The organism is Corynebacterium sp. HMSC036D03, assembly GCF_001836185.1.
Classification (GTDB): Bacteria; Actinomycetota; Actinomycetes; order Mycobacteriales; family Mycobacteriaceae; genus Corynebacterium; species Corynebacterium simulans.
Genome location: NZ_KV827743.1, coordinates 12,498 through 33,284 on the forward strand (window position 1 = coordinate 12,498; position 20,787 = coordinate 33,284).

At 60.8% G+C, this 20,787-nt stretch carries 20 protein-coding genes; 8 read left to right on the forward strand and 12 right to left on the reverse strand.

The genetic code is table 11. The annotated features are described in order from the left end of the window. Nucleotides 1-4: 4 nt before the first annotated feature. From HMPREF2692_RS12705 to HMPREF2692_RS07350, 6 genes are all read right to left on the reverse strand, one after another. On the reverse strand, nt 5-304 hold the full coding sequence (locus HMPREF2692_RS12705; protein WP_348967633.1) for a lactococcin 972 family bacteriocin: 300 nt from the start codon (nt 302-304) through the stop codon (nt 5-7). 303 nt (nt 305-607) lie between these two features. Next, nucleotides 608-1,555 (reverse strand): 23S rRNA (guanosine(2251)-2'-O)-methyltransferase RlmB, encoded by a 948-nt coding sequence (rlmB, locus tag HMPREF2692_RS07330; RefSeq protein ID WP_061924644.1) that lies wholly within the window; start codon nt 1,553-1,555, stop codon nt 608-610. Nucleotides 1,556-1,564: 9 nt separating this feature from the next. Further along, the gene (gene cysS / locus HMPREF2692_RS07335; RefSeq protein WP_062043306.1) at nt 1,565-2,998 is read right to left on the reverse strand and encodes a cysteine--tRNA ligase; all 1,434 of its coding nucleotides are present in this window, start codon (nt 2,996-2,998) and stop codon (nt 1,565-1,567) included. A 79-nt stretch (nt 2,999-3,077) separates the two neighbouring features. Beyond that, nucleotides 3,078-3,560 (reverse strand): 2-C-methyl-D-erythritol 2,4-cyclodiphosphate synthase, encoded by a 483-nt coding sequence (ispF, locus tag HMPREF2692_RS07340; protein WP_062037182.1) that lies wholly within the window; start codon nt 3,558-3,560, stop codon nt 3,078-3,080. Then, nucleotides 3,557-4,246, reverse strand: coding sequence for a 2-C-methyl-D-erythritol 4-phosphate cytidylyltransferase (gene ispD / locus HMPREF2692_RS07345; protein WP_070518547.1), 690 nt, complete (start codon nt 4,244-4,246; stop codon nt 3,557-3,559). Before ispD ends, ispF begins: the two co-directional genes overlap by 4 nt. Beyond that, a complete protein-coding gene (locus HMPREF2692_RS07350) occupies nt 4,218-4,802 on the reverse strand; it encodes a CarD family transcriptional regulator (RefSeq protein ID WP_061924655.1) in 585 nt (194 codons plus the stop codon). The genes ispD and HMPREF2692_RS07350 overlap by 29 nt, the downstream gene beginning before the upstream one ends. A 219-nt stretch (nt 4,803-5,021) precedes the next feature. On the opposite strand from HMPREF2692_RS07350, the gene HMPREF2692_RS07355 reads away from it, so the two are divergent. Further along, the gene (locus tag HMPREF2692_RS07355) at nt 5,022-5,615 is read left to right on the forward strand and encodes a hypothetical protein (protein ID WP_061924658.1); all 594 of its coding nucleotides are present in this window, start codon (nt 5,022-5,024) and stop codon (nt 5,613-5,615) included. A gap of 106 nt (nt 5,616-5,721) precedes the next feature. Then, nucleotides 5,722-7,098, forward strand: a complete 1,377-nt coding sequence (gene radA / locus HMPREF2692_RS07360) for a DNA repair protein RadA (RefSeq protein ID WP_062043300.1) — start codon at nt 5,722-5,724, stop codon at nt 7,096-7,098. Here the strand turns inward: radA and HMPREF2692_RS07365 are convergent. Further along, entirely contained in the window at nt 7,095-7,832 is a 738-nt protein-coding gene (locus HMPREF2692_RS07365) for a hypothetical protein (protein ID WP_082787662.1), read from the reverse strand. The genes radA and HMPREF2692_RS07365 overlap by 4 nt on opposite strands. A 71-nt stretch (nt 7,833-7,903) precedes the next feature. After that, nucleotides 7,904-8,530 carry a carbonic anhydrase gene (locus tag HMPREF2692_RS07370; RefSeq protein WP_070498216.1) on the reverse strand — a complete coding sequence of 209 codons (627 nt, stop codon included), beginning with the start codon at nt 8,528-8,530 and terminating at the stop codon, nt 7,904-7,906. 47 nt (nt 8,531-8,577) lie between these two features. On the opposite strand from HMPREF2692_RS07370, the gene HMPREF2692_RS07375 reads away from it, so the two are divergent. After that, nucleotides 8,578-9,441 carry an HhH-GPD family protein gene (locus HMPREF2692_RS07375; protein ID WP_210387426.1) on the forward strand — a complete coding sequence of 288 codons (864 nt, stop codon included), beginning with the start codon at nt 8,578-8,580 and terminating at the stop codon, nt 9,439-9,441. A gap of 9 nt (nt 9,442-9,450) precedes the next feature. On the opposite strand, the gene HMPREF2692_RS07380 is transcribed toward HMPREF2692_RS07375, so the two are convergent. Beyond that, entirely contained in the window at nt 9,451-10,719 is a 1,269-nt protein-coding gene (locus HMPREF2692_RS07380) for a threonine/serine exporter family protein (RefSeq protein ID WP_070455243.1), read from the reverse strand. A 47-nt stretch (nt 10,720-10,766) separates the two neighbouring features. Then, nucleotides 10,767-10,937 (reverse strand): DUF4236 domain-containing protein, encoded by a 171-nt coding sequence (locus HMPREF2692_RS12710; RefSeq protein WP_005529875.1) that lies wholly within the window; start codon nt 10,935-10,937, stop codon nt 10,767-10,769. Nucleotides 10,938-11,132: 195 nt separating this feature from the next. Between HMPREF2692_RS12710 and HMPREF2692_RS07385 the strand changes: the two genes are divergently transcribed. Beyond that, entirely contained in the window at nt 11,133-12,380 is a 1,248-nt protein-coding gene (locus HMPREF2692_RS07385; RefSeq protein ID WP_070432301.1) for a lipase family protein, read from the forward strand. Between the two features lie 102 nt (nt 12,381-12,482). Here HMPREF2692_RS07385 and HMPREF2692_RS07390 read toward each other — a convergent pair whose 3' ends face one another. Next, the gene (locus HMPREF2692_RS07390; protein ID WP_061924678.1) at nt 12,483-15,203 is read right to left on the reverse strand and encodes an ATP-dependent Clp protease ATP-binding subunit; all 2,721 of its coding nucleotides are present in this window, start codon (nt 15,201-15,203) and stop codon (nt 12,483-12,485) included. A gap of 251 nt (nt 15,204-15,454) precedes the next feature. Here HMPREF2692_RS07390 and HMPREF2692_RS07395 point away from each other — a divergent pair, with 251 nt between their 5' ends. Next, nucleotides 15,455-16,858, forward strand: coding sequence for a serine/threonine protein kinase (locus HMPREF2692_RS07395; RefSeq protein WP_141761313.1), 1,404 nt, complete (start codon nt 15,455-15,457; stop codon nt 16,856-16,858). Nucleotides 16,859-16,871: 13 nt separating this feature from the next. Next, complete coding sequence (locus tag HMPREF2692_RS07400) at nt 16,872-17,498, forward strand: hypothetical protein (protein WP_070455247.1); 627 nt, start codon at nt 16,872-16,874, stop codon at nt 17,496-17,498. Between the two features lie 7 nt (nt 17,499-17,505). On the opposite strand, the gene HMPREF2692_RS07405 is transcribed toward HMPREF2692_RS07400, so the two are convergent. Beyond that, nucleotides 17,506-18,930: an MDR family MFS transporter gene (locus tag HMPREF2692_RS07405; RefSeq protein WP_256381215.1), complete on the reverse strand. Its 1,425-nt coding sequence runs from the start codon at nt 18,928-18,930 to the stop codon at nt 17,506-17,508. Between the two features lie 175 nt (nt 18,931-19,105). Between HMPREF2692_RS07405 and HMPREF2692_RS07410 the strand changes: the two genes are divergently transcribed. Both HMPREF2692_RS07410 and HMPREF2692_RS07415 read left to right on the forward strand, forming a co-directional pair. Next, nucleotides 19,106-19,546, forward strand: a complete 441-nt coding sequence (locus tag HMPREF2692_RS07410) for a hypothetical protein (RefSeq protein ID WP_062037152.1) — start codon at nt 19,106-19,108, stop codon at nt 19,544-19,546. Then, a complete protein-coding gene (locus tag HMPREF2692_RS07415; RefSeq protein ID WP_070823264.1) occupies nt 19,507-20,781 on the forward strand; it encodes a serine/threonine-protein kinase in 1,275 nt (424 codons plus the stop codon). Before HMPREF2692_RS07410 ends, HMPREF2692_RS07415 begins: the two co-directional genes overlap by 40 nt. Nucleotides 20,782-20,787: the final 6 nt, after the last annotated feature.

Consider the following 20,787-nt stretch of genomic DNA (forward strand, 5'->3'; position numbering starts at 1 on the left):
AGCCTTAGCAGTGTCGGTAGTAGGACTTATTTCCAGAGGACTTCTTGGGAGCTGTTGCTCGTGACCAAGTGTTTTTGTTGACGCAACCGCTATCCGACTTGAAGGTACCAACAGCAGTTGAACCGTGCCGCACCCCATTGTGAAAGTAGTGCGACCAAACTTGGCCACTACCCGTACCGTAGTCCCACGTGCCGCCATCGATATTTACAATCGTGGCCCCAGCAACACCTGTACCACCCAACGCCAACAAACCTGCGAGAGTTACTGAAACTGCTCGCTTAGACATGCTCACTTTCATAAGCATTCCTTTCTTGAGAAGAATCTGAACTTATAGCGCGCGCTACTAAAAGATATACGCTGCCCCTAAACCGCGTTCAAGTGTCAAAAGTTATCTTTCGCAGATTCATCAACTCCGCGCAAATACCCAGGCCTCAATCCGCAGCTCTCTGGTGGATTGCAGGGCGTCGGCAAGCGCGTGAAAATGCGAGCAGGAGGTCTGGGTTTCCAGCCCTGGGCATTTGCAACCAGGACGGCGGTAGCTGCCCAGCAGACGCATTGGAGGCAAGCAAAAAGGCGCCGCACAACGCGACGCCTTCCAAATTACGTGTTACTTCGCAGCGCGACGCTGCCGAGCAAACTCCGAAAGCACTGCACCCGCAGCAACGGATGCGTTTAAGGACTCAACCCAACCGGTCATCGGGATGGACATGATGACATCGCAGTTCTCGCGGACCAAGCGGGAGATGCCCTTTCCCTCAGAGCCGATGACGATGACCACGGGATCCTTGCCACCCGTGTAGGTGTCGAGCGTGTGCTCGCCGCCGGCGTCTAGGCCAACGACCTGGTAGCCGGCTTTCTGGAATTCCTGCACGGTGCGGGTCACGTTGGTCACGCGCGCGACGGGCAAGCGTGCTGCGGTACCCGCGGAAGTACGCCACGCCACTGCAGTCACCGACGCGGAGCGACGCTCCGGAATGATGACGCCGTGGCCGCCGAACGCCGCAACGGAGCGGATAACCGCGCCCAAGTTACGCGGGTCGGTGATGTTATCCAGAATGACAAACATGCCCGGCTCGCCAGCGTCCTTCGCGCGGTCCATCAGGTCATGGAAGTCCGCGTACTTATAAGGCGGAATCTGCAGGCCAATGCCCTGGTGCAAACCGTTGCCGGTCATGCGATCCATCTCGTGACGCTGAATCTCAAGGATAGGAATGTTGCGGGAATTCGCAATGGCCACGGCCTCCGACAGGCGCGCATCGTTGCGGGTGCCCTGCACGATGTACAGCGAGGTAGCAGGCACCTTCGCGTGCAGACACTCGACAACCGGGTTGCGGCCGACGACCATCTCCGCCGTCTCCTTCTGGTGGCGGCCCGAGTTGCGGCGCTCGCGCTCCAGCTTGGCCTTGTGCTTCGCGTGGTAGACGCGATCCTCTGCCTTAGGCGTTGGCCCCTTGCCCTCAAGGCCCTTCTTTACCTGGCCGCCACTGCCCTTAGTGGCGCCTTTCTTGTTTGTCTTGCGGATGCCCGCGCCGCCGCGGCCGTGCGTACGTGCCATGAATTCTCCTTAGGCCAGCGACCAGGTGGGGCCGTCGGCAGTGTCAGTGATGGTGATGCCAGCTGCGGCGAGGCGGTCGCGGACGGCGTCCGCAGTGGCCCAGTCCTTCTCCGCGCGGGCTTGGGTGCGGCGCTCCAGTTCTGCTTGGACGAGTGCGTCCAGCGCTGTATCCGCAGTGCTTGTCGACGCCCCATCTTTCCACTGTTCAGCCAAAGGATCAAAGCCCAGCACTGCGGCCATAGCACGAACCGATTCGGCAATTTGCCGTGCCTGAGCTTCATCGCCAGCGCCCAGGGCCTTATTGCCTGCGCGCACATTGGTGTGAATCTCGGCCAGTGCCTTCGGAACGGCGATGTCGTCGTTCATGGCGTCCTCGAAGGCCGGGGTCCACTCGCCCAGCGCTAGATCGTCGAACTTGTTCACGAAGTCCTCGATGCGGCGGTAGCCGGCAGCGGCCTCGGTGAGGGCTGCCTCGGAGTATTCCAGCACGGAGCGGTAGTGCGCGGAGCCGAGGTAGTAGCGCAGCTCGACCGGGCGGACGATCTCCAGCATGTTGTCGATGGCCAGCACGTTGCCCAGGGACTTGGACATCTTCTCGCCGGCCATGGTCACCCAGTGGTTGTGCATCCAGTAATTGGCAAACTTATCGCCGGCGGCATGGGACTGCGCGACCTCGTTCTCGTGGTGCGGGAACTGCAGGTCGAGGCCACCGCAGTGAATGTCGAATTCGCCGCCCAAGTAGTAGGTGGACATAGCCGAGCACTCCAAATGCCAGCCGGGGCGTCCGCGGCCCCACGGGGTAGGCCAAGAAGGCTCGCCAGGCTTGGCGGCCTTCCACAGCGCGAAGTCCTGCGGCCCCCGCTTTCCGCGCTTGAGAGCCTCTGGGTCTTCGCCTTGCTCCATCTCCTCGACGCGGTTGCCGGACAGGGAGCCGTAGTCAGATCCCTCGGCCGCGACCCAGGCTTGAACGTCGAAGTAGACGGAACCGGCTCCGTCTGCCCCCGCGGTATCGTCAGATACCGCGTAGGCAAAGCCGGCGTCGATAAGCCGCTGCATGTAGTCCACCATCTGGGTAACGAATCCCGTGGCGCGCGGCTCTACCGATGGCGGCAGGACGCCCAGGGTGTTGTAGGCCTTAGTGAACTCACGCTCGTAAGTGGAAACCCACTCCCACCAGGGGCGGCCATTATCGGCGGCCTTAGTGAGAATCTTGTCATCAATGTCGGTGACGTTGCGCACGAAGGCGACGTCCAGGCCCTGCGCCATGAGCCAGCGGCGCAGAATGTCAAAGGCTACGCCGGAGCGCAGGTGGCCGATGTGCGGCTGTGCCTGCGGGGTGGCACCACACAAGTAAATCGAGGCGTGGCCCTCTTTAACGGGCACGAAATCGCGTTGGCTACGGGTGGCGGTGTCATAAATGCGTAGGTTACTCACCCTGACCATTCTAGGCTATGGGCGCTTGGCTGTTTGCGGTTACTTTAAGGCACAGCGATGCGCCTTCCACGCGCGCCTTTCCCGGCAATTACTGTTTCCAGACCACCGCCGTCGCCACCGCGGCGCGGCCTTCGGAGCGGCCGGTGAAGCCTAGGTGGTCGGTGGTGGTAGCGGAGACGGAAACGGGAGCGCCTAAAATCTCACTGAGCACGTGCTCGGCCTCTTCGCGGCGCGGGCCCATCTTCGGGGTTTGTCCCACCAGCTGAGCTGCGGCGTTACCAATCACGAAGCCATTTTCTTCAAGCAGTTCACGGCACTCGCGCAGCAGGCGCTCGCCCGAAACGTTGTCGTATTCTTTGCGCCCCACACCCACGAACGAGCCCAAGTCACCGAGGTTGGCGGCGGACAAGAGGGCGTCGACAAGCGCGTGGCTGACCACGTCGCCGTCGGAGTGGCCCTCGCAGCCATCGGCGTCGTCGAAAAGCAGCCCAGCAATCCAGCAGGGCTTGCCTTCCTCAATCTGGTGGGCGTCGGTGGCAATGCCTACGCGCGGGATGATGGGCTGGGTCATGAGAGCTCCTTGTTTAAAATCGCCGTGGCCAGCGTGAGATCGATGGGCGTGGTGATTTTGAAAGCTAGTGGGTCGCCCTCGACGGTCGTGACGGGGACGCCAAACCATTCCATCAAGCTGGCATCGTCAGTGGCCACGAAATCTTGCTGGCCTGAGAAATAGGCTTCGTTCGCTTCGCGCAGCTTAGCCACGCGGAAGCCCTGCGGGGTTTGGACCGCGCGCAGCTTTGAACGGTCCGGGGTGGATACGACGCGGTGCTCGTCGACGACCTTGATGGTGTCCGCGACCGGCACCACCGGGACGACCGCGGGGACGCTGCGCACGGCCTCGGCAACGCGCGCGATCATCTCGGGCGGGGTTAGCGCGCGGGCGGCGTCGTGAATGAGGACGATGGCATCGTCAGGGATGTGCTGGAGGCCAGCCCATACGGAGTCAGCGCGCTCGCCGCCGCCGTGGACCAAGTGAGCGCCGGGCAGCAGGGCGCGTGCGTGCTCTTCCATCTCGGGGCTGACGGTGACGATCAATTCGTCACAGACCTCCCCCATGGCCGCCGCAGAACGCTCCAGCAAAGTGCGGCCTTCCAGCTCAACATAAGCCTTCGGCAATTCGGCGCCCAAGCGGGTGCCCATGCCTGCGGCCGCGATGAGGCCGTAGACCTTAGTCTTCGTCGTCGAAGGAGAGGTCATCGAGATCGATGTCGTTGTCGATATCGGTGGTGATGGACTTATCCTCCACGATGCCGGCAGCGCGGTGACGCTCGATGGTGGCATCGATTTCTTCCATCATGGTGTCGGCCTTCTTTTCATCGACCGGGGAAGCCAGCGCGAGCTCGCCCACGAGAATCTGGCGAGCCTTGGTAAGCATGCGCTTCTCACCAGCAGACAGGCCGCGATCCTGGTCACGGCGCCACAGGTCACGAACCACTTCCGCGACCTTGTTGATGTCACCAGAGGCTAGGCGCTCCTGGTTTGCCTTGTAACGGCGGGACCAGTTGCCGGCCTCTTCCACGTCGAGCTCACGCAAAACGGAGAAGACGCGCTCGAGGCCTTCCTTGCCCACGACGTCACGCACACCGACGGTCTCGGCGTTCTTCGAAGGCACTCGAACCACAAGGTCAGACTGGTTGATCTGGAGGACGAGGAACTCCAGGGTCTCGCCGCCCATCTCGCGCTGCTCAATGTCAGTAATCCTGGCAGCACCGTGGTGCGGGTAGACGACGACCTCTCCGACCTTAAATTCCATTCCCACTCCTTGTTTAATGTTCGTGCCTCGCGCGGCACGCATACAGGGCAACCAGTTTAGCACGTAGAGCTTTTGCGCTTGTCGACGCCCATGGTCTACCCCCGTATTACCCCGCCACCTACCCAACGGGTTTAGAGGAAACTGTGTACTTGGGGCGGAAAGGTACTAGGCTAAAGCGTTGATAAGCTTTGTGATCGCAATCTATGGAGGACCCTCAAAGTGCAGCCCTTGAAGACCGCCGCTCGTCGCGGTGCCATCATTTCCGTAACCGCCCTGTCTGCGCTGGCTCTGGCTTCCTGCTCGGCAGGCCACATCACTCAAACTTCCCAGAAGGTTGCGGCTGTCGATGGTTCCTCCGCTGCTACCGAGGACGGCGCTGTCGCAGTCCGCGACGTCACAATCCAGGTTGAGCCGGATTCCGGTGAGACTTCCCTGAAGTTCGTTGCCGTCAACCAGGGCTACGACGTTTCTGACGTCACCCTGGAGTCCGTTTCCGTCGATGGCCAGGACGTAGAGTTGGGCTCCACGAAGCCGATGGCCCGTGACCAGTCCATCATCGCTGATTCCGCCAAGAACCTGGAAGAGCTGAAGAAGGACAAGAAGAACAAGAACGTTCAGTACGTCGAGACCTCCCTCGAGAATGAGGACTTTGGCTACGCCGGCTCCCGCCCGGTTACCTTCACCTTCAACAACGGCACCATCGAGGTGGACGCAGCTGTTGCCGCTTCCCCGCTGAAGTCCGGTGAGTACAACCGCGACGTTGAGTCCACCGAGGGCTTTACCACCGAGTCCCCTGAGGCATCTCACCACTAAGCCTCCGGGTGAAATAAGCCCTTTAATTAACCCTTCGACCCCGCACTTCTAAGTGCGGGGTTTCTCGTTGGCGCTCGTGTCCGGCGGGTGTTTTAGAGTTACTGGCATGGCTAAGAAATCGCGTCCAATCCACACCTGTTCCGAGTGTGGCTACGTCTCTCCGAAGTGGCTAGGCCGCTGCCCAGATTGCGGCTCGTGGGGAACGCTGCAGGAATCCGCCCCGGCTGCTTCTGAGGGCACGGCTGCCTCGGCTGCGGTGACCGGGCAGATGGTCAAGGGTCTAACGCCTTCCAGCCCGGCGCAACCCATCACCAAGATTGGGGCGAGTGCTACTAAGACCATCAACACGGGTATCGGCGAGTTAGACCGTGTTTTGGGCAAAGGCATCGTTCCAGGCTCGGTTGTACTCATGGCCGGCGAGCCCGGCGTTGGTAAGTCCACGTTGCTACTGGAGGTGGCTTCAAGGTGGGCGCAGCTCGAACGCACGGCACTATATGTCACCGCAGAGGAGTCAGCGGGCCAAGTAAGGGCGCGTGCCGAGCGCACTGACGCGCTCCACGAGACCCTCTACCTAGCCGCCGAGTCTAACTTGGACGTAGTCTTCGGCCACGTTGAACAACTCAAGCCCAGCCTTATCATCGTGGACTCTGTACAGACTATGCATGCGGCAGGCGTCGAGGGCGTAGCTGGCGGCGTGGCCCAGTCACGCGCGGTCACTGCGGCGCTAACCACCCTGGCAAAGTCCACCGGCATTCCGGTGCTGCTTGTGGGCCACGTAACCAAGGACGGCAACGTTGCAGGTCCCCGCGTACTCGAGCACTTGGTTGACGTGGTGTTGAACTTCGAGGGTGACAGGCAGTCCAGCCTACGCATGCTGCGCGGCATCAAGAACCGCTTCGGCGCCACCGATGAAGTGGGATGTTTCGAGCAGACTTCCGGCGGCATTCGCGAGGTAGCAGATCCTTCTGGGCTCTTCCTCTCCCACCGCGGGAGCACGCCGGATGGCTCCGCGGTCACCGTTGCCATGGACGGTGTACGCCCCATGCTCGCGGAGGTTCAGGCGCTCACCGTGGATCCAGTGGCAAAGAACCCGCGCCGCGTGGTCACGGGATTGGACTCCAACCGCGTGCCCATGGTGCTGGCGGTTCTGCAGGCACGCGCAGGAGAGCGCACTAATGACAAAGACGCCTACGTCGCCACCGTGGGCGGCGTGCGCATCCAGGAGACCGCCACGGATCTTGCCGTAGCGCTTGCCACCTGGTCCTCTTTGCATGAAAAGCCGCTACCGCCCAAGACGGTGGTCATCGGTGAGGTGGGCCTGGCTGGCGAGCTGCGCCGCGTGCCCAACCTGGATCGCCGCTTGAGCGAGGCCGCGCGCTTGGGCTATGAAAACGCAATCGTCCCGGCGGGCAAGGTGGATGCCGCCGGGATACGGGTGCTGCAAGCTGGAACTTTGGGCGAGGCCATCGCCCTTTTGCGCTAGCTATCGAGGTTGAAGGTTTCTGCCTTCGAGGCGTGGTTACCAATAACTGCGTGCATGAAGTAGCCACCCACCGGGGCCGGTGCACGGTCATTGCACTGGTTTGGCTGGGACATTTTACGGGACCAATCAGCCTGGAAGGTGCGCTGCTTGCCTGGCTCGAAGGTGACCTCACCAGTATCCACCGGCGGGAAGCAGTCAGTATCAGCCCACTTCTTCTCATTGGTGGAAAGGTCATAGACCTCAAAGCGCAGGATGTCCTTATCTAGGTCAATCACGCAATCAGCGGCGGTAGGGTTCTTGACCTCCATGAAGAAGGTTGGGTACTCGCCCTCACTGTAGCTAGGTTGGCTGACAGTACCTACGATCTCCAAGTCCTCCAAGGCGCAGGTATTCTTAGCCGGCTCCGCGCCCGCGCTAGGCGCCGGATAAGGCGAAGACTCGCTTGGGTTTGCAGCGCTGCTGTCGGCGCTGCTTTCCGCACTGCTCGGCGCGGCGCTTACGCTGCTCGATGCCGCATCACTAGTTGGGGCAGCGCTCGTCTTGCTGGTCTCCGGCGCAGCCTCCGAGCCGCGGGCGCTGGTAGCAGCGGTAGGCACCGACTCATCGGAGCCGCCGAACATGCTGGTCGCTGCCCAGATGAGCAGCCCGACGAGCACCAAAAGTCCAATCAGCGCAGCAACGCGGCGGCGCATGTAGATCTCTTGGGGCAGGGGTTTGCGTCGGTTATCAGTCACGCTTCCGATTTTAAGGGGTGACACAGACAAACTTGCACCAGCCCTCGCCGCGTGTCTAGGCCTAAATGGCCCTAGTCCACGCCGTGGCGCACCACCGTTTCCACGCTAGAATCTTCCAGTAGGTAGCGCAGGCCGACAACGCCGAGCGTGCCGGCGTCGAGAAGCCGCCGCGCCGCTGGCACATCAGCGATGATCTGAGAGACCGTTTGGGCCGTGTTCTCGCGCTCGAAATCGGGCCGAGTCTCACGGCCCTGTCGCTTGGCCTGCAGCGCCGAAGCCGCGACCTTCTCAATGATGGGTCGCTGCAGCCCGGTCGGCAGGTTGATCTCTCCGTTCAGGAACGCCGAGGCCGCGCCCACCGCACCGCAGGACTGGTGGCCCATCACCACGAGAAGGTTGGCGTTTAGGTTCTCCAAGGCATAGTCCAGCGAGGCAAGCACCGCGTTGTCCAGGATATGCCCGGCGGTACGAATGACGAAGGCATCGCCGAAACCGATGTTAAATACGTGCTCAATCGGGGCGCGCGAATCGGAGCATGCCAGCACGATGACGCGCGGGTCTTGGCCCCGGGTTAGCCGGGCGCGGAGGCGCGACTCAGTGTTGACGGAGATAGCGTTTCCACTGACCAGGCGCTCGTTTCCAGCTTGTAGGGCTTCCCAAACCTTTTGGGGATCTTTCGGGACTTTTGAAAGTGGCATGGATTCAACTGTAGTCCCGAACGCAGGCTGGCTTACACTGTTTCCCGATGATTAACACCGCTGCTCTTTTGGACTGGTTTGATTCAGCCGAACGTCCCCTCCCCTGGCGCCGCCCCGGTACCTCCGCGTGGGGCGTCCTGCTTAGTGAGGTCATGAGCCAACAGACTCCGGTCGCACGTGTGGCCCCGGTGTGGGAGGAATGGATGCAGCGGTGGCCTACCCCGGCCGACTTCGCGGCGGCCTCCCGCGCGGAGGTGCTGCGCGCGTGGGGCAAGCTGGGTTATCCCCGGCGCGCGTTGCGCTTGTGGGAGTGTGCGCAAGCCATAGGTGAAAAGCCGGTACCAAGCGACGTCGAGAAGCTGCTGGAGCTGCCCGGCATCGGCGATTACACAGCGCGGGCGGTGGCTTGTTTCCACTACAAGCGCAACGTGCCGGTGGTTGATACCAATGTGCGCCGAGTTTACGCGCGCGCCGTGGACGGCCGATTCCTGCAGCCGCAGCCTTCGAAGAAGGAACTTTCCGCCGTGGAAAAGCTCCTCCCGCCAGAAAATGGTCCACGTTTTTCGGCCGCGCTCATGGAACTCGGTGCTTTGGTATGCAAGGCAAAGGCCCCCAATTGTGAGGGGTGCCCGCTTCGCGAAGGTTGTGCCTGGCAGCTGGCGGGCTGCCCGCAGCCTAGTGAGGCCGAGCTTTCCAAGGCCAAAAAACGCGTGCAAAAGTTCCAAGGCACCGACCGCCAAGTGCGTGGGCTGATTCTGGATGTCCTGCGCGGCGCCGATGCCCCGGTGCCGAAGAGTAAAATCGATGTGGTGTGGCCCGATGCGGCGCAACGCTCGCGGGCGTTGGCTTCGCTGCTTGACGACGGCCTCGCGGAGCAAGATTCCCAGGGACTTTTCCACCTGCCCCATTAAGGCGGCGTTTTAGTAGCGCGAATCGTGTGGTTGGCGCGAGAAATCGATAAGCCGGCCCAGTGCCCAGTCTTTGTCAGTAAGCAGGCGCGCGAAGATGAGGCCGCAGCCGATGGAGAGCACAATCATCGAGGCCGTGGCGAGATTGGACAACGCTTGATCCATGTTGCCGGCATTCAAGTGATAGACAGAGCGAAACATCGCTGCGCCGGGAATCATGATGACTGCGGCGGGAACCGTGGTGGTGATACGTGGCAGATGCATGGTGCGCGCCACGCGCCCGCCCAGCAGACCGATGATCGTGCCGCCCACGAAAGCTGCGAAGTAGCTGGTCACTCCCAGCTCTAGGATGCCCAAGCGCACCATGTTGGCTACGGTGCCTACTATTGCGGCGGCAATCACCATGCGCCGCGAGGAATTAAACAGGAAGGCAAAGCCGGCGATGCCTAAGAAGCTAGCCAGGATGGCGGCTGCGTACCAGCTGGCATCGGGCACAGGTGGCGGCGCAATTGGGGTAAGTTCCGTGAACCAGCTGACCATGGCCACCGTGAAGGTAGCCGCGATGATGACGGTCAGTGCGTAGCTAAGCCGCGCCATGCCGGCGTCAAAGTCAAAGCGCGCCAAATCAATCAGCGCGGAAAACAGCGGGAAGCCGGGAATCAGGAAAAGTACTGCGGCTACATAGCCCGAGGAGAAGTCTGTGGGATTGGCTAAGCCAGCAATAGACAAAAGCTCGGTGCTCAGGAAGTAGACCAAGCTCGCCGTGGCGCCACCTGCCACAATGCAGCCGATCTGGTGCACGTGCTTATGATGCAGCGCCCACCTGACAAACTGCCCGCAAAAGGCAGCGAGCGCGACCAAGAAGACAACATAGGACTGGAAATAGTTAAGCACTGAGAAGGAAGCGCAGGCCACGCCCGCGGCAGTGGCCAAGGTAAAACCATTCCAGCGCTTGCGCACGTGAGACTCGATGTCATCGAGGAAAGCATCGAGTTCTTCCGCAGTAATGCCGGCGTAGAGGCGATTATGGGTGAGATCCTCAAGGGCTTCGATACGAGATGCGTCGACAGCTGGCGAATGCTGCTGCGCCACCACGGTGCGAAAAGCTCGCCCCTTATGGAAGGTGCACGTAATTTGGGTAACGCCTACGTTGGCGTCCAACCGGGAAAAGCCTAGAGCGCGGGCCGCGCGCTTCATTCCGCGCAGCGCACGATAGCCCGACGTGCCGGCGCCCATAAGCAGCATGCCAAGGCGCAGCACAACGTCGGCTTCAATGCCCATGCGGACATAGTCACTCGTAGGTTCTTCCATGGTTGCGACCTTGTAATTTAGCGCCAGCGTCCCCGGAAGTTCAGCCCGCCAGGCAGGTTGATCCACATGCCGCCGCGGGAGTTGAAGGTCACCGGCCCCACCTTGGTGGACATGGATGCCCCAGAGCCGGAGATGTTGATCCAGCTATTCTTGCCGGTTTTCTTACGAGATCGGTATTGAATGCCCATGGCTATACAGTTTAGCGCGGTGGTCTCAGCGCGCTATCGCATTGCGGCGCCTTAGCGCCCTACTCAATGTGCCTACATGCCAAATCGACGGGACAACGCCCGCAGATTCGGTCACGATTTGGCATCTAGGGCGGCAAAGCCGCAATCGCACGCCTCAGCCCGGAGAAAATCCCCCATGCCAGTAGACTGGAATCCGTGAATTTCCTGCGCCTTCTTACCCCTACTGTCACCAGCTTGCTCCTCTTTGCACCGAGCATGCCGGCTCAGGCTGCGCTGAGTTCTGGCTCCTCTATGGCGGGTTCCTCGCTCAGCAGCGCCCTCGTGGCGGATTTCTACGAAGATGAGCCCGAGGGCGTCGCCAATGCTGAGCCCGGCACCGTGCTGCGCCGCGAGAACATAGCGCCCGGGGTCGAACGCATTCTTTATTCCTCCCGGCTTGAAGATGGCACTCCCACTTATGTTTCGGGCACCGTCATGGAGCCGACTGAGCAGTGGGAAGGCCCGGGTGAGGCTCCCACGGTGGTGATGGCTCCGGGCACCCGGGGAATGGCGGATAGTTGTGCGCCTTCGCGAAGCAAGGGCTTTTTAGGCCCGGTCTCGTTGTTGGGGTCTTCCATCAATGTCAACTATGAATCCCCGTTGTATTCCAAGTTCCTGGACCGCGGAATGCGCCTGGTCATCACGGATTACATTGGTTTGGGTACCCCGGGTGTGCACACCTATGCCAACCGGCTTGAGCAAGGGCACGCGCTTATCGACGCCGCACGGGCCGCCGCATCTGGGCCCGTCGCATTCTTTGGCTATTCCCAGGGTGGCGGTGCTGCAGCCGCTGCGGCTGAGCTCGTTCCGGAATATGCGCCGGAGCTAGACCTGCGTGCGACTTTTGCGGGCGCTCCTCCGGCAGACCTAGTGAAGGTGCTCGCCGGTTCCCCACGGCTTGGGCCGAACTTGGCCTATGCCATTGAAGGATTTAGCGCCCGTTCGCAGGATTTCTCCGCCGCGGTCGACGAGTACTTCAACGCCAAGGGCAAGCACTGGTTGGAAGAAAACTCCCGCTCCTGCATCGTGGATTCCTCGATGCGCTGGTCCATGACGGATCTGTCCGAGCTCACCGACACTGGAATTTCGATGAGCGAGTTCATCACCTCCGATGAGCGGGTGCGCTCCGTGCTGGAAGCACAACGCATCGGCAACCTGCGCCCGGCCGGCAAGGTTTTGGTGGGCAGCGCACCCAACGACGACATCGTGGACCACGCCCAAGCAATGCAGCTAGCCACCGACTGGCAAGAGCTCGGCGGTGAAGTAGAAACCCTCGAAGACCGCGGCGGTGCACTCTCCTCCCGCGTTGCCGGCGGCCACATCGCAGGTCTTATCGGACAATATGAACCAGCAATCGATTGGCTCGAAGAGACCCTAAGCACCGAAGCAGATTCTGCGGAGTAGAGCAGAAACTAAGCGAACCTAGAAGAAGGAAAACGAAAGGGGCGCCTGCGTACTCATTTTGTACGCAGGCGCCCCCTTTTACTTTTCAGCTAGCGGCGAGCCTTAGAGTGGCTGGCCAGCACCAGCTGCTGGTGGGTTGCCCTCGCCGTCGTCATCATTGGACTCTGGCAAGACGTCGCTGGAGAGGATATCCGGGGTGTCGGTGGAATCTGCAGCGGTAGTCTCTTCCTCGTTCTCGCGCACCTCAGCGTCAGCGAGATCATCCTCAAAGGTGCCCTCCGGTAGCGGGCGCGGACGCGGCGTGAAGGTGAAGGTGGCCTTGGAGTTGTCCTTGGACTCACCATCCCAGTTCTCCACGTCAACGGTGATGATTTCACCGGCGCCGATTTCGCCGAAGAGAATCTTCTCAGAGAGCTGATCCTCAATCTCGCGCTGGATGGTGCGACGCAGCGGGCGCGCACCGAGGACTGGGTCAAAGCCGCGCTTTGCCAGCAAGTCCTTTGCCTTCTGAGTCAGCTCGATGCCCATGTCGCGCTCAGCCAGCTGCTTCTCCACGCGGCCGATGAGAAGCTCAACCATCTCGACGATCTGCTCCTGAGTGAGCTGGTGGAAGACCACGATCTCGTCGATGCGGTTCAGGAACTCTGGGCGGAAGTGCTTCTTCAGCTCATCGTTGACCTTGTTCTTCATGCGCTCGTACTGCGCATCAGAGTCGTTCTCAGAGGAGCCGGTGAAGCCCAAGCCCACGGCCTTGGAAATGTCCTGGGTGCCCAGGTTCGAGGTGAAGATCAGAACGGTGTTCTTGAAGTCCACGATGCGACCCTGACCGTCGGTCAGGCGGCCATCCTCGAGGACCTGCAGCAAGGTGTTGTAAATCTCCTTGTGGGCCTTCTCGATCTCGTCGAAGAGAACCACGGAGAATGGCTTGCGGCGAACCTTCTCGGTGAGCTGGCCACCCTCTTCGTAGCCGACGTATCCCGGAGGAGCACCGAAGAGGCGGGACGCGGTGAAACGGTCATGGAACTCACCCATGTCGATCTGGATGAGGTCATCATCAGAGCCGAACAGGAAGTTAGCCAGGGACTTGGAAAGTTCCGTCTTACCAACGCCGGACGGGCCGGCGAAAATGAAGGAGCCGGAAGGACGGCGTGGGTCCTTGAGGCCTGCACGGGTACGGCGGATAGCACGGGAGACGGCCTTGACGGCATCGTCCTGGCCAATAATGCGCTTGTGCAGCTCCTCTTCCATGTGCAGCAGACGGGAGGATTCCTTCTCCGTCAGCTTGAGCACAGGGATGCCGGTCCAGTGCGCCAGAACCTCTGCGATTTGGTCCTCGCCTACCTCGGCGATCTCCTCGAGGTCGCCAGAGCGCCACTGCTTTTCCTTCTCCGCGCGCTCTTCACCGAGCTTGCGCTCCTGGTCACGCAGGCCAGCTGCCTTCTCGAAGTCTTGAGCATCGATGGCGGTTTCCTTTTCCTTGCGCACCTGGGCGATGCGCTCATCGACCTCACGCAGGCCTTCCGGCGCGGTCATGCGCTTGATGCGCATGCGGGCGCCGGCCTCGTCGAGGAGGTCAACTGCCTTGTCCGGCAGGAAGCGGTCATTAATGTAGCGGTCAGACAACGATGCCGCAGCCTTCAGTGCTTCATCGGTGTAGGAGACGCGGTGGTGTGCCTCGTACTTATCGCGCAGGCCCTTGAGAATCAGGATGGTGTCATCCAAGGATGGCTCGTCCACCTTGACCGGCTGGAAGCGACGCTCCAGTGCGGCATCCTTCTCGATGTGTTTGCGGTACTCATCGAGCGTGGTTGCACCAATGGTCTGCAGCTCGCCACGGGCTAGCTTTGGCTTCAGCAGCGAAGCAGCATCGATAGCACCCTCTGCGGCACCTGCACCAACGAGGGTGTGGATCTCATCGATGAACAGGATGATGTCACCGCGCTGGTTAATCTCCTTCAGGACCTTCTTCAGGCGTTCCTCAAAGTCACCGCGGTAACGGGAACCTGCAACGAGGGAACCCAAGTCCAGCGAGTAAAGCTGCTTATCCTTCAGGGTCTCTGGGACCTTGCCGTTGACGATGTCGAGAGCCAGGCCCTCAACGACGGCGGTCTTACCAACGCCCGGCTCACCGATGAGGACCGGGTTGTTCTTGGTACGGCGGGAAAGCACCTGCATGATGCGCTCAACCTCGGACTCGCGGCCGACAACTGGGTCAAGCTTGCCGTCCTTGGCTGCCTGGGTGAGGTTACGGCCGAACTGGTCCAGCACCAGGGAGTTGGAACGCTCGCCGGAACCCGACGGCGCGGTGCGGCCGCCAGAACCAACGCCGGCGCCAGCGCCGACGGGACCGCCCTGGGACTGGCCGTCATTTTCACCATTGCCACCCTCGTAACCAGAAAGCAGCTGGATAACCTGCTGACGCACGCGTGGAAGGTCAGCACCGAGCTTGATCAGCACCTGCGCAGCAACGCCTTCACCCTCACGGATGAGGCCGAGCAGGAGGAACTCGGTGCCGATGTACTTGTGGCCCATCTGCAGGCCCTCGCGCAGGGAAAGCTCCAAGACCTTCTTAGCGCGTGGAGTAAACGGAATGTGGCCGGTGTGCGGCTGGGAGCCGTGGCCAATGATTTCCTCAACCTCGCGGCGCACGTCCTCGAGCGAGATGCCCATGGACTCGAGGGCCTTTGCGGCAACGCCTTCACCCTCGTGGATGAGGCCGAGCAGGATGTGCTCGGTGCCGATGTAGTTGTGGTTGAGCATGCGTGCTTCCTCCTGCGCCAAAACGATGACGCGGCGAGCACGGTCAGTAAACCTCTCGAACATTGCCTTATACCTCTATGCTTTCGCTAATAATGTGTCATCCACTCTAACGCGCTGACTGGACATGCAATTCGCCGTTTTTTAAACCCACCCATCTATATACCCATTTCCCCTGCTCACACCACTGTACGCCGGTAGCGAACAGGAAGTTTATGCCACTTGTATGCCCCTTTTCGCTTAGCGATGTCCGTTTGGCCGTTACTCTTAATTAAGAAACGCACCCTATACCGCTTGCCTTTAAAGGATGAATCCCTGTGAAAAAGCTCCCTGAGTTCTTCTCTACTCAGCATCAACTTCGTCAGCTTTCCGTAATGGACGAATCCCCGGTCTCCACGCTTTTCGGTGTCGTGGACTCCTCTAATAAGCCAATGACGGTCGAGCTTTTTGAGCCCAACCACCGCGGTGCGGTTAAGCAAGCCTCCGCGCTTTCCGACGTCCACCATCGCTCCATCGCCCCGCTCGTCGGCACCGGAACCACAGAAAAGGGCCAGGACTTTCTGGTGCGCGCCGCACTTTCCGGCGAGCCGCTTTCTACCTTCACCGGCTCTGGCCTAGGCGCGCAGCATCTCACCAAGACCGAGGCGCTTTCAGTTTTTACTCCTTTGGCCGAGGCAGTGGATTACCTGTTGCAGAACAACCAGGCGGGCTTTGCCATGCATGCGCTGCATCCGCGCCGCATCATGGTTACGGGTTCGCGCAGCAATGCGGTGCTGTGTGCGGCAGGCCCGGGCGTGGGCAACGTCACCGCTGAGCAGGTCACGCAGCGCTTTGCGGAGCTCATTAAATCTGCGCATCCGGAGTTCAAACCAGATTCCCAGTTCAACTCGGCTGGCTCGGTTATCGACGCCCTGCGTCACGCCTCTACTTCCACGGGTACCGCTGCAGCGGGCGTCGCTGCAGCGGGAGCAGCTGGTGCCGCAGGCGCAGGTTTTGCTTCCCAGTTCGCCAGCCCGCAAGCTGCGGCAACCCGCGAGCAAACCCACCCGCAGACGCAGCCTCAGCCAGCGCAGCAGGCCCCGCAGCAGCAGATGCCACCGCAGTACATGCCTCAACAGCAGCTGATGATGCAGCAAGGCCAGTACCAGCAGGGGTTCCAGCAAGGCTACCCACAAGGCCAGCCGCAGGGGCAGATGCAGGGCCAACCACACGGCGCGGAATTTGCTACACCGGTCGCAGAAAAGAAGTCCGGCTCTGGCAAGAAGACCGGCCTCATCGCGCTGTGCGCCGCACTGGCAGTGGTCGTTCTCGCCGCCGCCGGCATCTTCTTCTTCAAGCAGTACCCGGGCTGGAACGATGATGAAAGCAACCTCGCAGAGGCCTACCCTGGCCTGCTGGGCTCGCGCAGCGGCACCTCCGGCTATGGCGATACCAAGTGCCACCACCGCGAGCCGGAGGAAGGCCAGCTGGCGAAGATCACCTGTGAGGGCGACGATTTAAGCTATTCTGTCGCCTCCTACGAATCCGTGGAAGCCCGCGACGCCATCCTGCCTTCGGATCCCACCGAGCTTTCCAATGGTCAGTGCACCGTCCAGAGCTTCGAAGCCCCGAACGCCGAGGAGCCGACCTATTACATGGCAGTGCCTGGCACCCAGTCCGCCTTCATTATCTGGGGCGCAGACGCGGAGAACGCGCGCCTAAAGATGCAATTGTGCGCCTAAAGGAGCAGCGACCATGGATAATTCGCAGGAAAACAAGACCATCTACATCGCGATTGCCGTCGCAGTCCTAGCACTTATTGCACTGGTAGGCGGCAGTGTTCTGGCCATGCGAATGCTGGGCGGCGCCAAAGAAAATGCGCAATCCCAGCTAGCCCCACTTGCCGAAGCCCCTGCAACTGAGAGCACCGCGAAAGAGGATGAGAATTCAGAAAGCAGCCAACGCGCTGAGAGCGAAAAATCTGAAGAAGCTGCAACCATAACCGAGACCGTCGAACAGACGGTCACGCAGGAATACACCGCTCCTGCAACTAAAAACTCCAGCTCGGACTTGCCCGCTGGATTTAATCCTTCCGCCGTTGCTTGCGACGGCCACGGCGTGCTCATCGTCGATTCCGTCGTGGCCGGAAGCCCGGAAGAGGCCCTTCCACAGCTTGAGCGCTCAGTCGCTGCCTACCCCGGCGCGGAATACTACAACCCAGGTATCTGCCCATCTGTGCGCGGCGAGGTAGCAGAGGGCAAGGTCTACCCGGTGGCCATCGATTATGGCTTCGATACCGATGCTCTGTGCTCCGCAGCTTCCCGCCTGGGCGGCAACCCACGCATCATGTCCAACCGCGCAGAGTTCCTCTCCCCCTGCTAGCTAAAGGCTAATCCTGCGGAACCGGACGCAGCATCGGCGCGAGCACGAGTGCCACAAGCGATGCGACGGCCGCGAACAAGAATGCCCAATGCGTGCCCTGTGCGGTGGCGGCGGATTCGTCCATGCCCGCCTCCATGCCAGCAACAGTGCCGCGGGTCAAGAAAACCACTAGGAAGGCCGTGCCCATCGCACCGGCGAGCTGCTGCAGAGTGTTCATGATTGCCGAGCCATGCGAGTAGAGCTCATTCGGCAGCGAGGACAAAGCCGTAGTCATAAGCGGAGTCATCATAAGGCCAATACCCACCGCAAAGGTCACGTGCATGACCACCACAAGCCACACCGGAGAGCCCTCCCCCAGCGTTGCCATCGCGCCAAGCCCCAACACCAGCAGGATGGCGCCGGGAATCATCAACGGGCGCGGGCCATGAGAGTCATAGATGCGCCCCACAAATGGCGAGACAAGGCCCTGCAGCAGGCCGCCCGGCATCACCACCAGGCCAGTAACCAAGGCGGAAACGCCGAGGGAGGTTTGCAGGTAAATCGGCAAGACCGTCACCGAGCCCAGCATCAGCCCAAAGGAAACCAGCATGATGACCACGGCAATCGTGTAATTGCGCACGCGGAAGGGGCGCAAGTCCATCAGCGCGTGGTTCTCCTTGCCCAACGCTAGCTGTCGCTTAGCAAAGACAACCAAAGCCACCGCGCCCACCACGGTGGCGATAATTTCCACCAGGCCGTCGCCTTCCAGCATCTTTTCGATGGATGAAAGCCCGTAGACCAGCCCGCCGAAGGCGAATACCGAAAGCACCACCGACAATGGGTCCAGCGGGGTATCGCGGCTTTCCCCGACGTCGACAAGCTTGGCCATGCCCGCTACCACCAGCAACGCCATCAGCGGGGCCATCGCCCAGAAGATGAAGTGCCAGCTCAAAGCATTAACAATCGCGCCGCCCACCGTGGGGCCTAGGGCGGGAGCCACCGAAATGACAATCGAGATGATGCCCATCACCGATCCACGGCGCTGCGGCGGAACCAGGGTCATAGCCACCGTCATCAACGTCGGAATCATTAGCGCCGTGCCCGCCGCCTGCACCACGCGTCCGCCAAGCAAGACCAAGAAGGCTGGCGCCAGCGCCGCAATCACGGTGCCGGCGAGGAAGAGTCCGGTCGAAGCAAAGAAGATCTGCCTGGTGCTAAAGCGCTCCAGCAGGTACCCCGTGGTGGGAATGACCACACCCATGGTCAGCATGAAACCCGTGGTCAGCCACTGCGCCGCCGTCGCCGGGATGGAAAAGTCTGCCATGACGGCAGGCAATGCCACCGACAACGAGGTCTCGTTCAAGATCATAATCATGGCGCCCAAGACCAGAATCGTGAGGTTAATAACTACGTCGCGGGACAAGGAATCGGGAGCAGAAGAATTTTGGGACACGAAGACAGAGATTAGGGCAGTCCCGCGCGCATCTTGCAGCAAGACCAGGCGTTTGTGAGAAAAGACACTTCAAAGGCGATCTGGGGAGTTCTCCCGAGTGCGGCAATGTAGTTGGAAAGATGATTTAGCCGTACACCGCCATTTTCTCCACTTCTTCGAATCGGACGGAGTGTGATTGGTCAAAAACATCGGCAATTTCCTGACCGTCACGATGTCTTCGACCAGCAACCGCGCTTATTCTCCTATCCGCGTTGTTCCCCAAACCACCGCCATCATTCCACTTGGCTCCTCGCTTTTGCGTTTTTCCACCAAGATGATGCGCTATGAATTAGAGCTCGTGCAGGGCACCCCTGTCACAGAACCCGAGGTAGATAGCCTGCCAAACGCAGAATTTACCCGGAATACTTTCGAGCCCAATTACGAGCAGCGCCGCGTGCTCGAAGCTCTCGCGCGCCCGCTTCTCAAGGATCCCAGCGCCGTGCCGCGCGTGGTGATTCCTTCTACCAAGGAACTGGCCGAGGAATCGACGAGCGCTACACCGACATCCGCCTCATCGCTGAGGGCGGCATGGGGCGCGTGTACTACGCGCGCCAAAAGGACCTGGAACGCGACGTAGCCATCAAGGTCATCAAGGCCACCCCCAACCCCGATGTACGCGAGCGTTTCCGCGCGGAGATGCGGCGCATGAGCCACCTCAGCCACTCCGCCATCGTTCCGGTTTACACCGGCGGCACGACGGAAGGTTTGCCCTATTTTGTCATGCGCTACGTGGAGGGCGGCACGCTTGACGACGTCCTGAAGGCCCGCAAGGCCGCAGGGCTCCACTTCGACTTGGCCGAGGTTGCTATCTATCTCGAACCTATCGCGCAGGCATTGGACTACCTGGCCAGCCTTCCCACGCCGGTTGTCCACCGCGATGTGAAACCCGCAAATATCCTGGTCCCCGATGATCCGCGCCCCTCGGCGACGGTCCTGACAGACTTCGGTATTGCGCTCTACGAAGAGGATAATCGCATCACCTCCGAGGGCATGCGCGTGGGCACGGATGCCTATTTGGCACCGGAGCTCTATCCGACGTCGCTAAGCAACAAGGCTCCAGTGGCTACCGCGGCAAGCGACCGCTACGCGCTGGCGCTCATCGCGCTGGAAATGCTGACGCTGGAGAATCTGCGCGCGCACTACAACCGGCAACAATGGGCGCATTCGCGCTTGATTCCGAAAATCACCGGAGCAGACGTAGGACCGCGCAACCAGGGCTTTGCCGAGCACATCAACACGGTGCTGCACAAGGCGCTCGCGGAAAATCCGGCACGCCGCTATGTCAGCGCACGGGAGTTCATCGAGGAGCTGACCACACCCACCGCTACCCCGCGGCGCGAGCGTACCGCCCGCAAATGGCTTCTAGCCGCGATGGTACTCGGTCTCTGCGGCATCGGCGTGGCCGGTGCATGGAATTACCTAGCCAAAGAAGACTGGAGCGGACCGCAAAAGGAACTCGCAGCAGAATATCCCCAAATTGTGGGCGAGAAGGAAGGCGGCACCGGCTGGGAAGGCCTGAAATGCAACCCGCAGGAGGTGGCAGCGGAGGCGCCGATGGAGGCGTCGATAAGCTGCTCCAGCCCGCGCCAGCAGATAAGCGTGCTGGAATTTGCCTCCTCCGACGCGCGCAGCGATTTCAAAAAAGCCTCCCCTGGGCGGGGTAGTGCGCGCAAGGAAGGCGATCGCTGCAGCTTAGAGGTCGTGGCTTATGCAGACGACCTCACCGGATTCTACCCCGACGGAAAACACTCGAATTTTGTGATTTTCTATCGGGGCGAGCTGGAATCCGCAGCCGAGATTCCAGCCTGCTAAAGCCGT